The sequence below is a fragment of the Candidatus Nitrososphaera evergladensis SR1 genome, assembly GCF_000730285.1.
In the GTDB taxonomy this organism is placed as follows: Archaea; Thermoproteota; Nitrososphaeria; order Nitrososphaerales; family Nitrososphaeraceae; genus Nitrososphaera; species Nitrososphaera evergladensis.
Map to the genome: position 1 here is coordinate 1,583,180 of NZ_CP007174.1, position 12,380 is coordinate 1,595,559.

A 12,380-nucleotide genomic window follows, 5' to 3' on the forward strand; every position below is an offset into this window, starting at 1 on the left:
GTGCAGTAGTATTGCCCAAGGGTTATTATAGTATTCATCAATCACAGGGCGTTGTACAGTTCGCGCACTTTGGTGCCGACATCGTCTGTTTCCATAATGCTGGTGCCGACCAGAAACGCGTCCGCGCCTGCCTCGCGCAAGTACTTGATGTCTGCAGGCTTGGCGATGCCGCTTTCGCTTATTATCACGCTCCTGCCCTTGCCCAGTTTTTTTATGAGGCGCTCTGTGTTTGCCATGTCTATCTTCAGGTCTGCAAGGTTGCGGTTGTTGATGCCCACAAGCTCGTAATTTGCAGAGAGGCAGTCTGCGTATTCGCCCTCGCTGTGCGCCTCGACAAGCACATTCAGCTCTCTTTTCTTGAGAGCGTATTCGTACAGTTTTTCAATGCCAGACTCTGCCAGGTCGCGGTCAAACACGGTTTTTATCAACAGTATGCAGTCGGCGCCGGCCTGCTTGGCCGCGTCTATCTGTACCTCGCTTACGATAATGTCCTTCATCAAAAGCGGTATCGACACTGCTTTTCTCACCGCAAGAAGGTTTCCAAGCGAGCCATCAAACATGTACGGCTGGGTGAGGACGGAAAGCGCGGTCGCCCCAGCCTCTTCCATCGCTATCGCAATCTCGGCCGGCGTGCCTACCTCCCTTATCTTGCCCCTCGAAGGCGACGAGAACTTGACCTCGGTTATCAGGGGCGCATGTTTGCAGACAAAGATGGCCTTTTTGACACTGATGGCATCGTGGCTCACGCTCCTTTTAAGCTCGTAGGCGCCGTCGTCTATTGCCCTAAACGAGTTTTCGACCAGGCGCTCTATGGTGTCACCGGCCCTGGCAAACCTGCTATTCATATGTGCAGATCTGTGCACGGTCGGCCGGCTATTATAATTCTATATTGATATATACCGACGGCGGAAAAATTAGGGATAGATGCCAGAAAGCGCCATCTTTGCAGACAGGTCCAAACTGTCGCCCCGATACATACCGCAAGAGCTGCCGCACAGAGAGGCACAGGTGCAGCAGCTGGTCCACGCGTTTTCAGAGGCGGCGCACGACCCTGACAGGTTCCCGCTCACCGTGCTTCAGGTGATAGGCGTTGCAGGCATCGGCAAGACCACCACCGTCACAAAGGCGACAAAGACTATCGAGGAAAGGTTTGCCCAGAACCGCCTGACACTAAAGATGGCGTATATCAACCTGAAACTGCAGGGTGGGAACAAGTTTGCCATATACCGGTTTTTGCTTGAGCGCCTTGCGCCAGACCTGCCGTCGCAGGGCTTGAGCGCAGAGGAGATGCTGCGCTACCTGCTGCGATACTTACGCGATAACAAGCAGTACGCCATCATCGTCATGGACGAGATCGACTACCTGATAAAGACAAGCAAGGACACCAGCATCATTTACGACCTGACGCGGCTAAACGAGTTTGAGCCGGACAAGCCCTGCAACGTCAAGGGCGTCATATTCATCGCAAGGAGCACCGACTTTTACAGCAGGCTCGACCCTGCGGAGCTGAGCACGCTTGGCCGCGTCCCGCTAGAGTTTTCGCAGTACACGCTAGAGCAGGTAAGCGACATCCTGTCGAGCCGGTGCGCGCGGGCGTTCAACCCAAAGGCGATAGGCTCTGACGTCATTGACAAGGTTGCCAAGATAACGACTTCGGCAGAGGTAAACGGCGACGTGCGCTACGCCCTTGACCTCTTGCTGTACGCAGGCAACCTTGCCGAGTCGCAGGGAACAGGCAGGGTGACTCTGGAGCACGTGCGCAAGGTGCACGGCCAGACGCACCCGTCGATGACGACTGAGGAGATAGAGCAGCTGTCTAAAAACCACATAGCAAGCCTGATTGCGGTGGTGCGCGCCCTAAAGAGCAAGAAAAAGCAGTACGTTGAACTCAAAGACGTCCGGCTGCACGCCGCAGAGCTTGCCGAGCAGCTAGGCATCAAAAAGCTGGACGTGGAAGACTATATCGACGACCTAAAGGCGCGCCGGCTGATTGAAATGCGGTCGCTCAAGGAAATCGGCTTGCATGGCGCGTCGCTTGCCGAGCTGGAACCGGTCCTTTTGGCAAAGGTGAAAAAGCAGCAACAATGAGCGACATAGAGACTGGCCTTGGCAGCATCGGCAAGATCAAGATAATCCGGGCGCTTGCGCAGGAAGGCAGGATGGCCACAATCTACCTCTTGCACAAAAAGACCGGCCTGAAAAGAGAAGACATCAAGAACAACCTCGACGATCTTGTCAAGATAGGCTGGGTAAAGCAGGCAAAATACGCAAGCGTGATGTACGGGCTTGGCGAAAGCGAGAACGTTATAAAACTAGTGCAGTTTTTCCGCGACGTGGGATACGTCGACGGCGGCCGCCATCATCATCAGCCGTAAAAGTTCACGTACTTGAAACCATGCTACAGACACAAGGGCATTCTGTTTCTTGAATCCTGCAGCATTTCGCACTCTAGCAAGATATGTGAATAGAAGGAATGAGGTAAAGGATGCAAATGAACTAGCCGCGGGTCGTAGATAAAATGAAGGAGTTAATTCTTGCTTTGTTCATCGCAAGCTCCACCTGCGCCGCCATTTCAGCTAGTTCCATTAACTACACTGGCTCCAGCGTATGTATATCGCTAAGGATTCATCTAAATCCTTCTAAAATGACTACTTTATTTGAAAGAAGCAAGATTTTCTTGCAGTTTCTCTACAGAAATATAAAAAATTAGGTGACAAGAATTCCATTCCTCTTCTTGTACCATGTTGCGACTGATCAGCCTGCTTCGCTGCTGATGTTAACGTCGCCGCCGTATCCTTCTTGTCATGCTTGTGCTTGCCTTTCTTTGCAAAGGCTAGTATATAATATTCAAATCGTACATAAATATTGCAAAGATTCATACTTTTAGAAGTAATATATGTAGGGAATCTGCAGTGCGCTTAAGTAAAATAATAAGCTGTTTTTATACCTGATGTCTTGTAACCAAACAATGAAAATTGCGCTGACGGGAGTTATGCTTCTGGCTCTCGCGGCAATGATAACGGCAACAGCGACGAGCCCTAATCTGGCATACGCATCACGTGGCCTCTCCCTTGGTGGAAATGGTGGGGATGGAGGAAACGGTGGAAACGGCGGAGATAGCGGCGACAACTGTTCTGACGATAGCGATTGTAGCGGCGGCGATGGTGGAAACGGCGGCAATGGCGGAAATGGAGGCAACGCATTCTGTCCAGGCCGCGACAACGATTGCAGCGGTGGAAACGGCGGCGCAGGTGGAGATGGAGGCAATGGTGGTGATGGTGGAGATGACTGTTCCGATAACAGCGATTGCAGCGGTGGAAACGGTGGAAACGGCGGCAATGGCGGAAATGGAGGCAACGCATTCTGTCCAGGCCGCGACAATGACTGTGGCGGCGGCGATGGAGGTGAGGGAGGCAATGGCGGAAATGGAGGCAATGGCGGCGACAACTGTTCTGACGATAGCGATTGCAGCGGCGGCGATGGAGGTGATGGAGGCAACGGTGGAGACGGTGGAAACGCATTCTGTCCAGGCCGCGACAACGATTGTAGCGGCGAGGAATTCTGTCCAGGTCACAACAGGGATTGTACCGACGGACGCGGAGACTAAAAGTCGCAACACAAGATATACATGAAAATGGCGGTAAGAAGAAGCACCGCCTAATCTCTTCAATTTTTTGCCATAAAAGTAGTAATTAGTAATGTGATTAAATGAGCCCAGATTCTCTGCGGCAAGGTATATGCACGACTTTGCAATAAAAGTGGCATCGGCCGTATAAAGTCTCTGGAGTAAAGCCGTACAAGATGGGCAGTGCGTTCAAGAATTGATAGCGAAAGTACTGTCGGCCTGGTTGTTGTCCAGTCTTTGACGCTCTACTTGAGGGCAGGTTTATTTAACCATGATGTTTCTGTGTCTGAAATTAAGGAGCATTCAACCTTCTAGCCATAGAAATTTACGTACCTGTCGTTCTCCCCGCCCTTGCTTTCCATCCTGTAGAGGTTGCGGAACATAATGTCGACTGCGGCTGCTTCTGCCAGCTGGCCTGTTGCCACCTGGTACGCCTGGCTTGCGACATCAAGTTCCTGCACCTTGGCGTCAAACGCGTCCTTGCCCATCCCGTTTTCCCTTGCGCGCTTTTCAAGAGCCGACATAATTCGCTCTGCGTGGTAGTTTGTGTGGATGTCAAGCGCTTCTACGTTGTCGACGCCGTACGAGTCAGAGATGAGGGCGCTTACTTTGCCCTCGTCTTCCCGGGCGATGCCTGCATGGGCCGCATCTATTGCAGCCTTGCCCCTCTGCTGTCTTGCCGCTGACGGTGTAGAGTCGTGCATATTTAGAAGAACGTGGTTAACTTCGCGTTTTCTTCTTATTAAGATAGCGTATGAATGATACTGTTAACTATCCATCGGCTGAAACAAATCATCTCAAAAGTGTGCTAGCTGACGACAAGTCAACAATACCCACATGGAAAAAGGAATAAAAAGGCGCACCTCAAAAGTCAGACGTGCAGTCGTCCACTCTGCCGCCGCAGCAGCAAAAGAACAACGGCAGGTCTTCATCGTCGAAATTCATCTTTGTGATAGGCGGTGTCATGTCCGGCCTGGGCAAGGGCGTCACCACCTCTTCAACGGCAAGGCTTCTCCAGCTTGCCGGCTACAAGGTCTCGTGCGTCAAGATAGACCCGTACGTCAACTATGACGCCGGCACCATGAACCCCGTCGCCCACGGCGAAGTGTTTGTGACAGACGACGGGGGCGAGTGCGACATGGACATCGGCAACTACGAGCGCTTTATCGATACTTCGATGACCAAGGACCACAACATCACAACCGGCAGGATATACATGGACGTGATAGCAGCCGAGAGGGAAGGCAAGTACCTCGGCCAGTGCGTCCAGATAATCCCGCACGTGACAGACGCCATAAAGGCAAACCTGCGCAGGATCGCTGAAAAAGAAAAACTCGACATAATGGTCGTGGAGTGCGGCGGGACCGTGGGCGACATTGAAAGCCTGCCGTTTCTGGAGGCGTTCCGGCAGATGGCCCTTGAAGTGGGGAGGCAGAACACGCTCTTTATCCACGTTACCCTTGCGCCGGTGCTTGACGTAGTCGGGGAGCAAAAGACAAAGCCGACGCAGCACAGCGTGCAGGAACTTCGCAGGATAGGAATACAGCCGGACATAATTGCGGTCAGGTGCAAGACGCCTCTGACTCCTGACGCAAGGCGCAAGATCTCGCTCTTTGCAAGCGTCGAGCAGCAAAACGTCATTTCGTGCCACGACGCGCCTTCCATCTACAAGGTGCCCGAAGTGATCGAAAGCCAGGGCATGCTAAAGGTGGTGTCGCAGGGCCTTTCGCTAAAGCGCAGCAAGCCAAAATGGGGCGACTGGAAAAAGGTTGCAAGCTCATTTTCAAACTATGACGGCTCTGTCAGGATTGCAGTCGTAGGCAAGTACGTCACGCTTCCGGACAGCTACGTCAGCGTATACCACGCTCTGTCGCACGCAGGGGCAGGCATTGGCAAAAAGGTAGAGATAGACTGGATTGACTCTGAGAAATTCGAGAACGGCGGCGAGAAAAAGATCGCGTCGCTCAAGGAGTACCAGGGCGTCCTTGCGCCAGGCGGCTTTGGCAAGCGAGGGAGCGAGGGCATCATAAGCGCGGCAAACTTTGCCCGCGAAAACAACATACCGTACCTCGGCATCTGCTTTGGCTTTCAACTGGCAATAGTCGCCTTTGCCCGGCACGTCTGCGGCATGGCAGGTGCCAACTCGACAGAGCTTGACCCGCACACCAAAAATCCTGTTGTCGATTTCATGCCGGAGCAGCGCAACGTCCACGACATGGGAGGCACGATGCGCCTTGGCGGGCACAACATTGCAGTCGCGCCAAAAACTCTTGCGCACAGGCTGTATGGCGCAACGACGATAAGGCGCCGGCACCGGCACCGCTACGAGTTCAACCAGAACTACCTTGACGCTGTGACAAAGGCAGGACTCGTGCTGTCGGCACACTCTGACAGCGGCAGGCGCATGGAAATACTTGAAATCCCAGACCACAAGTTCTACTTTGCAGTGCAGTACCACGCCGAGTTTTCAAGTAGGCCAGGCAAGCCCGAGCAGGCGTTTGACGCCTTTGTAAAAGCAGCGGCTAGATCTTGAGCTCGTAGATCCTCTGCCTTGCGTCTCGAAGAGACGTCTTTTTCTTGACGTATCCGCCGTCGATGAGGTGGGAAAGCGAGAGCCGGATTGTGCGCTCGGGGAGCATCGTCCTTGTGGCGAGGTCCTTCTGGCTGAGCGCGCCTTCGTACTCTAGCGTTTTCAGTATCAGTTTGGCGCTTGGAGGCATCTTTAGCATGTCCTCTGCCAGGCGCACCTTTTTGGCCATGAGCGACGCTGCCGAGTCATCGGCAGTGCGCACAAGCCGCGCCGGAAAGGCGTGCCTGGTACATTCAAGCGTGTTTTTCACCCTGACGCGCCTTCCGCCGTCCAGAACCACCTCGCAGTGGTAGCGGCTGGTAATGTCTGCAATCTCGATGCTGGCGTCGTTTGGGACCACAAGCGGCCTGCGGGTGTTGTCAAGCGAGTTTACCGAAACCACTACAAACACCTGCGACTTTTGAATCACCATCGGGCCGCCGGCGGACATGGTGTACGCAGTCGATCCAGTAGGGGTTGAAATTATCACGCCGTCGCTGTTGTCGTGCCATATATCCCTGCCGTCTATCTTTAACACGTGCTCCATCAAAGTCGCGCTCTTGCTTGGAAAGACCGCGACGTCGTTGAGGACGGGGTCGACCTCCTTGCCGTCAACCCTCACTGCAAGCCGGAAGACCTCGTCGACCTTGTACTCGCCCCTTTTCAGGCGTGAAGTTGCCTTTTCCAGGTCGCGAACATCTAGCTGGGCAAGAAAGCCGGTAGAATCAGTCTCGTAGATCCCAAGCACGGGTGCAGAAGCGGCGGTGACCTTGTGAAAGTATTCCAGTATGCCCCTGTCGCCTCCGGCAACAAGGACCATGTCGACTTCTGAGGCAGTGCCATAGTCGCCATCCTTCATTATCTGGGACTTGATGCCAAGTGAGTCGAGGGTCTTTTTCATCTTTGTGAGAAGTGCGCCGTCGCGCGAGTCGACACCCCAGAGGGCTACCTTCATTAACCGCCTACCTATCCGCGCCGCCTGATTTAAACTAGATTAAAGCCGCTTGAAACTTACCGTGTTGTAAAAGTACGAGGCGCTTGACTCTATCTTGTTCATGGGCGGGATCTTGGCAAGACCTGGCTCTTTTGTTTCAAGCGCGGCACGCAGCGCGCCGGCGCCAAAGCATATCGCCCACAGGGGGTCCTTTTCCTTTACATAGCCGCACGCAAAGCCTGCCGCAAGTATGTCGCCGGCGCCAGTCGAGTCCGACGTGTCAATGTCGCGCAGTTTTATCCAGTAGTGCATGTCCTTGTGGAGAAGGTGGACGACCCTGTGCTCGGTTGCCACGACAAACTCGATCCCCTTTGCCTGCAGCGCCTGCATTCCTTCCAGGCCTTCTGCGCCTCCCGTCAACGCGGCCATTTCCTGCCTGTCGACCTTGAGCGCGGTTATCCCTGCAAGGTCGATGTCAAGTTTGTCTATAAGGGAAATAACGCTTCCATCAGATGCCGCCGCCGTCCTGCGCATGTAGCCCTGCGGGTCCAGCATCACAAAGTTCTTTTTTCCGCGGTTTTTCTTTATTGCGGCAAGCGTGCTTGGCGGGACCTCGTCAATCACGGGGCTGACAAGCCAGCAGTCGACCTTTGCATCCTGCACTTGCCGTTCCGAAATCGGCTCGCACTTTGTTTGCAGAAACAGTCTGCGCGTGTCGCCTTCCACTTCAAGCCGGAAACGGGTTGTCTGCGCGTCCCGGGCTACGTGCCAGTCTTCTTTTAATGTGATATTGTTATCGCGAAGAAAGTTACGCTGCTCTTCTGGAAAGTCGCCTCCCACACTTGTCGCAAGCTCGACGTCAAGTCCAAAGCGCCGTGCGGTTATCCCGCAGTAGCACGGTGGGCCCCCCATGCTCTCGAGCACCATGCCGTCTGAGCCCTTTATCGTGTCAAGGACGATGTGGGAAGCAATACCTATCTTCAACGCAATTGCTCTTTCTTTTTTAAAGTACAATAAAAGGGCTTTTTTGGGCGTCCCTGCGACCTTTTTTGGGATGGCGGCACACAGAGACGCTTTGCCCTTGGGTTGAGGAACACTGTCGTAGCTATAAGCTTTCCGGGCAAACTTTGCTGACAGAATGACCCATTTTTAACATAATAATCAACTTCTGTTGCAAATTCGGTAGTTTTGTTGCGGCGCGGCCACCACATCTACGAGATATGGCGCAAGGCCATGCCTACCAACTTGTTGTTACTTGTGCCAAAAGCCAGCGTGTAATTAAATAACTGCAACAAAAACAGCCTCGCTGCAACAGTAGAAAACATCGAATTTGCAACGAGACCCATAATCACAAGATTTAAAGTATGGCGAATGCCAATCCCGCCTATGCCAAAGAAACGAGCAAGCCGTGGCCGTTCCAAGGGTGGCAAGGGCAGTTCAGGTGTTGTGCACTGCAGCCAGTGTGGCGCTCTTGTTCCTCGCGACAAGGCCAAGAAGGTCACAGGCAGAATAACGCTTGTCGAGCCTACACTTGCCAAGGAGCTAAAGGCGCAGGGTGCTTATATCCCCATGTCAACAGATGTCAAGTTCTACTGCGTATCGTGCGCAGTCCACAGGGGAATCGTAAAGGTTAGATCAGAGGCAGAACGCCGTACTGGCGGAAGGCTCTGGTAAACCCACAATATTTTTCCACTGCTATTATTACAACTTTTTAGCGGTTGCCACTATTCTCTGCACCAGTGTTATCCCCGCAACTATTGACACGATGATTACCGCCCAGTCCGGCGCGCCATCGTTTGCCATACCATCGTAAGGTATGAACCCGATTATCGCAAGGATTAGCATACGCTCTGCCCGCTCGCCGATTCCAATGCCCTTCAGCTCGACTCCAAGGGACTCTGCCCTTGCACGCGTGTAGCTTACAAGCAGGGACATCCCAAGGCCTACCATGCACCACACGGGATTTGCAAGTCCGCCGACTGCGATGCCTATGAAGATTACCACTTCTGCAATCTTGTCAAACGACGAATCCAAAAACGCGCCTTTTTTTGAAGCCTGCTTTGTCGCGCGTGCAACAGCGCCGTCTATCATGTCAAAAAACCCGGACACAAGCAGTAGCACGCCTCCGATTACCGCGGCCGGATATTTGTCGATGCCAAATCCAAAAGATGCCGACGCGTACGCGACGCCGGCGGCAAGGGCGAGCGCAAGGCCAACTCCAGTCCAAAAGTTGGCTGAAAGCCCGGTCGATGCAAAGCCGGACCCGAGCTTCTCCATGGTAGGCTGGAGCGAGTCTCGTAACCTGTTTAGCAACTGTGCTGATACCCGCGTGCCAGAATAATAATAGTTTACTGCTGCCAGTGCATCAAAAGCCTGACCTAGCCGAGCTCTTTGCGCACAAGTTCTGTGATTATCTCTGATCCCGCACCGAGCACTGTGCCCAATGCCTTTTCGACGTCTTGCAGAGAAGATCGCCTGTCTCCTTCAAAAGAGATTCCGTGGGATTCCACCAGCACGCGCATGAGCGCGTTTTTTGGATCCTCGCCGAGAATGCTGTCAAGTGCTTTTTCCACGGCCCTGCGAAGGTCCGGGTTGTAGTTGTCGTCGTGGCTTGATGGGGCAAAGGACAAGGCGCTTTTTCCACCCTCGCTCTTTTGTTAAAAGGTCCTTGCCTTCTGCAACTTTTTCAATCCTTCAAGCAACGCAGACACCTGCTCGTGCGAGGGACCTGTGCTCTTTAACTGGTCTACCTTTACATTGAGCGCCTTTAGCCCGTCATAGATTTCCTTGTCTTCAAGAGTGTCTATCAGGGCTTGCATCCGAAATGGCTTTTGCAGCAGTTCCACAACCCTGTTCAACTGCTTTACCGAATCCAGAAGGGTCTCCCGGACATAGGCGGAAGCAAAAATGATGCGCTGGCGCGGGTAGAGCGCAAATATCTCTTGCGCCACCTCCATGCCGTCCTTTTTGGGCATACGATAATCCAGCAAAACTGCGTCAAAGGGTGAGCGTGCGTGTGGTGATGATGATGATGATGATGTTCTTGTTGCGCCATCCCCGGCGCTTTTTGCAAACTCTTCATAATGCTGCCTGTAGACACTGATGCAGTCTTCGCCATTTTGTGTGGTCACAACTTCGTGACCCTGTGCACCGAGCGCAATCCTGTACGCGTCCAGAACGTCGCGTTCATCCTCTGCAATCAGTATCTTCATTTTGTTAAAAAACATCCTGCCTGTTAATAAGGCTGTCATGAAATGCAATCTCTATAATCCATTTGTTGAAAAAACAAAGCTATTTGCAGTAGATAATATGAGTTTTGCAAAAATATGACATAATGAATCACCATTCAGAACCGAAAAGTTATGTGTTTCTCATGATTTGTTAAAATACTACGTCTCGCATCACAATGACTGATAAAAGAACCATAAATGGCAAATACCACAAAGTCATTTATTTCTGATGGCGCGACTTCGAAAGAGGATCAGGCAAGCCTGCTGACCACCCTTGTCAAGTATACCATAGTGCCGTCGATCCCCCTCGTGGCCATTGCAATCGTGTCTGCCAACCTCAATCTCTGGGTGGGAAACGACACGCATCACTTTTACTTTGAGCTGTTTGCAGTAGTGTTTGCCGCAATAGTAGCCATCTACGGGCTCCTCCGCGCCTACCAGACAAAGGACAGGTTCAGCCTCTTGATTGGCCTCGCATACCTTACCAGCGCCGTAATCGATGCGCTCCACGCGTCGCTATCGTACAATGCGGCAAACGAAACGCTGTTCTTGGGCTATTTCATACCCCAGACGTGGTTTGCGGGCAGGACGTTTATCAGTTCGGTTATGGTAATTGCCATCCTAAAGTACGCAGTACCACCGCCAGTAAAGACGACGCTGGCAAGCTCTTCTTCCATGCCGCTTGCGGATAAAGAAGACGTTGTCCTGCATGAGGAAAAACCCGACCACTACGGGTATGCGACAAATGTGGTGCCGTCACAACAATCATCATCAGTTGCGCGGAGAGGCGGTTTGCTCGACAAGCCGCTCGTTTCTCTATCCATAATAATCCTGACGATAGTCATTGCGACGTTTCTGACGGTCGTCTCTTTTTTTACCGTCCTTCCAAGCATAGTAATCAACTTTCCAATTCACAGGCCGTACGAGCTTCCGCCCCTCATCCTGTTTTCACTTGCCCTGTTTTTCTTTTACAAAAAGAGAGTCTACAGGATAAACGATGTGTTTTACAAGGGAATCCTTGCCTCTCTGATGCTTGACGTATACAGCCAGATCATAATGTCGTATTCCGCAAACCCCTTTGACACCGCCCACAACGTCTCGCACATCCTAAAAGACGCAAGCTACTTTACCAACATCATTTCGCTTGCGCTGTCAAGCATACAGTATAACAAGATTGTCAAGCAGAACGAGCAGCTGATCCGCGCAAGCTACGAAAGGCTCAAGGCCGCCGACAAGATAAAGGACGACTTTATCAACATAGCAGCGCACGAGCTGAGGACGCCGCTTCAGCCAATAATCAGCTACAGCGACTTGGCGCTAAACGGGGTGACAGACAAGGAGGAGGCGCTCAAAGTCATCGACCGGCAGGCAAAGCGGCTGCAAAAACTTTCTTCAGACATACTGGACGTAAGCAGGATAGAAAGCGGCAATTTGTCATATGTTATTGAAAAGGTCCGGATAAACGAGGTCATACAGGAAGCGGCAAACTCGCAAAGATTGGGCCTGCAAGACGTGGAAATGCAGACGCGGTTTGCCACTGCACCGAACATGACGATAGAGGCAGACAGAGGCCGCATAATGCAGGTGCTCACAAACATCATCAGCAACGCGGCAAAATTCACAAAGCAGGGCTTTATCAGGATCGAGACCCGCTCTTTTGCCGAGCTGAACAGGCTGGACATCATAATCAGCGACACCGGCCCGGGAATCCCAGCCGAAATACTTCCCAACCTGTTTGGCAAGTTTGTCACGAAAAGTACCGGGACGGAAAATTACTATGGCACGGGCCTTGGATTGTTCATAAGCAAGGCAATCGTTTCTGCTCATAATGGCAGGATTTCTGCTCATAACGGCGAGGCCGGCGGGGCGGTGTTTGAGATTTCCCTGCCAATCACCCAGGATGAAAAAATGAAAAACCGCATCGCCGAGCTGTAGGCGCTAAAATGAAAAATTATTAATTAAACAGCAATGTAGTTCAAATTTTGCTGTTCTAAGAGCTGAGAGGAGCTAGGCTACACAACG

The 12,380-nt window shown here is 52.3% G+C and carries 13 protein-coding genes; 6 read left to right on the forward strand and 7 right to left on the reverse strand.

The window, feature by feature from the left end; translation table 11 throughout:
* Positions 1–41: 41 nt before the first annotated feature.
* On the reverse strand, positions 42–845 hold the full coding sequence (locus NTE_RS08545) for an indole-3-glycerol phosphate synthase TrpC (protein ID WP_148700640.1): 804 nt from the start codon (positions 843–845) through the stop codon (positions 42–44).
* 79 nt (positions 846–924) lie between these two features.
* Here NTE_RS08545 and NTE_RS08550 point away from each other — a divergent pair, with 79 nt between their 5' ends.
* The 3 genes from NTE_RS08550 (at position 925) to NTE_RS16570 (ending at position 3,632) form a co-directional block, all read left to right on the forward strand.
* Positions 925–2,088, forward strand: a complete 1,164-nt coding sequence (locus NTE_RS08550; RefSeq protein ID WP_148700641.1) for a Cdc6/Cdc18 family protein — start codon at positions 925–927, stop codon at positions 2,086–2,088.
* Complete coding sequence (locus tag NTE_RS08555; RefSeq protein WP_148700642.1) at positions 2,085–2,375, forward strand: hypothetical protein; 291 nt, start codon at positions 2,085–2,087, stop codon at positions 2,373–2,375. Before NTE_RS08550 ends, NTE_RS08555 begins: the two co-directional genes overlap by 4 nt.
* 714 nt (positions 2,376–3,089) lie before the next feature.
* Positions 3,090–3,632: a hypothetical protein gene (locus NTE_RS16570; protein WP_158385295.1), complete on the forward strand. Its 543-nt coding sequence runs from the start codon at positions 3,090–3,092 to the stop codon at positions 3,630–3,632.
* Between the two features lie 304 nt (positions 3,633–3,936).
* Here the strand turns inward: NTE_RS16570 and NTE_RS08565 are convergent, their stop codons facing one another.
* The gene (locus NTE_RS08565; protein WP_148700643.1) at positions 3,937–4,329 is read right to left on the reverse strand and encodes a hypothetical protein; all 393 of its coding nucleotides are present in this window, start codon (positions 4,327–4,329) and stop codon (positions 3,937–3,939) included.
* 173 nt (positions 4,330–4,502) lie between these two features.
* Here NTE_RS08565 and NTE_RS08570 point away from each other — a divergent pair, with 173 nt between their 5' ends.
* Entirely contained in the window at positions 4,503–6,158 is a 1,656-nt protein-coding gene (locus tag NTE_RS08570; protein WP_226986923.1) for a CTP synthase, read from the forward strand.
* Here the strand turns inward: NTE_RS08570 and NTE_RS08575 are convergent.
* Together NTE_RS08575 and NTE_RS08580 are read right to left on the reverse strand one after the other, a co-directional pair.
* Positions 6,148–7,149: an NAD(+)/NADH kinase gene (locus NTE_RS08575; RefSeq protein WP_148700644.1), complete on the reverse strand. Its 1,002-nt coding sequence runs from the start codon at positions 7,147–7,149 to the stop codon at positions 6,148–6,150. The two genes, NTE_RS08570 and NTE_RS08575, sit on opposite strands and share 11 nt — an antisense overlap.
* Before the next feature lie 39 nt (positions 7,150–7,188).
* On the reverse strand, positions 7,189–8,112 hold the full coding sequence (locus tag NTE_RS08580; RefSeq protein ID WP_148700645.1) for a PfkB family carbohydrate kinase: 924 nt from the start codon (positions 8,110–8,112) through the stop codon (positions 7,189–7,191).
* Between the two features lie 402 nt (positions 8,113–8,514).
* On the opposite strand from NTE_RS08580, the gene NTE_RS08585 reads away from it, so the two are divergent.
* Positions 8,515–8,802, forward strand: coding sequence for a 30S ribosomal protein S26e (locus NTE_RS08585; protein WP_075055957.1), 288 nt, complete (start codon positions 8,515–8,517; stop codon positions 8,800–8,802).
* A gap of 27 nt (positions 8,803–8,829) precedes the next feature.
* Here the strand turns inward: NTE_RS08585 and NTE_RS08590 are convergent, their stop codons facing one another.
* The 3 genes from NTE_RS08590 to NTE_RS08600 form a co-directional block, all read right to left on the reverse strand.
* Entirely contained in the window at positions 8,830–9,441 is a 612-nt protein-coding gene (locus NTE_RS08590; protein ID WP_148700646.1) for a CDP-alcohol phosphatidyltransferase family protein, read from the reverse strand.
* A gap of 65 nt (positions 9,442–9,506) precedes the next feature.
* Positions 9,507–9,758, reverse strand: coding sequence for a hypothetical protein (locus NTE_RS08595; protein WP_148700647.1), 252 nt, complete (start codon positions 9,756–9,758; stop codon positions 9,507–9,509).
* A 27-nt stretch (positions 9,759–9,785) separates the two neighbouring features.
* On the reverse strand, positions 9,786–10,340 hold the full coding sequence (locus tag NTE_RS08600; RefSeq protein WP_148700648.1) for a response regulator: 555 nt from the start codon (positions 10,338–10,340) through the stop codon (positions 9,786–9,788).
* A 216-nt stretch (positions 10,341–10,556) separates the two neighbouring features.
* Here NTE_RS08600 and NTE_RS08605 point away from each other — a divergent pair, with 216 nt between their 5' ends.
* A complete protein-coding gene (locus NTE_RS08605) occupies positions 10,557–12,293 on the forward strand; it encodes a sensor histidine kinase (RefSeq protein ID WP_148700649.1) in 1,737 nt (578 codons plus the stop codon).
* The last annotated feature ends 87 nt before the right edge of the window (positions 12,294–12,380 follow it).